General features: G+C 54.7%; 1 tRNA gene. It reads right to left on the bottom strand.

Annotation, left to right across the window (positions count from 1 at the left end):
- Window position 1: 1 nt before the first annotated feature.
- Window positions 2-75, bottom strand: a tRNA-Arg gene (locus OGY08_RS00300).
- Window positions 76-322: the final 247 nt, after the last annotated feature.

Genomic DNA, 322 nt, shown 5'->3' with positions numbered 1-322 from the left:
GTGCATCCGGGAGGATTCGAACCTCCGACCGCTCGGTTCGTAGCCGAGTACTCTATCCAGCTGAGCTACGGATGCATCGGGAATTGCTGATTACTACTGATACTGCGAAGAAGATGGTGCATCCGGGAGGATTACTCGGTTGCGCCTCGCCCTGCGGGCCGTTGCTGAAGCAACATTATCCTCCTTGGTGCTTGCGATTATCTCGCAGACCATGAAACAACAGTTTTGCTGTTGTCTCGGAGAATATGGTGCATCCGGGAGGATTCGAACCTCCGACCGCTCGGTTCGTAGCCGAGTACTCTATCCAGCTGAGCTACGGATG

The sequence above is a fragment of the Citrobacter sp. Cpo069 genome (genome assembly GCF_030332785.1).
GTDB classification, from domain to species: Bacteria; Pseudomonadota; Gammaproteobacteria; order Enterobacterales; family Enterobacteriaceae; genus Citrobacter; species Citrobacter portucalensis.
The sequence above is the reverse complement of the archived record's forward strand: the minus strand, read 5'-3'. Positions and strand labels throughout refer to the sequence as shown.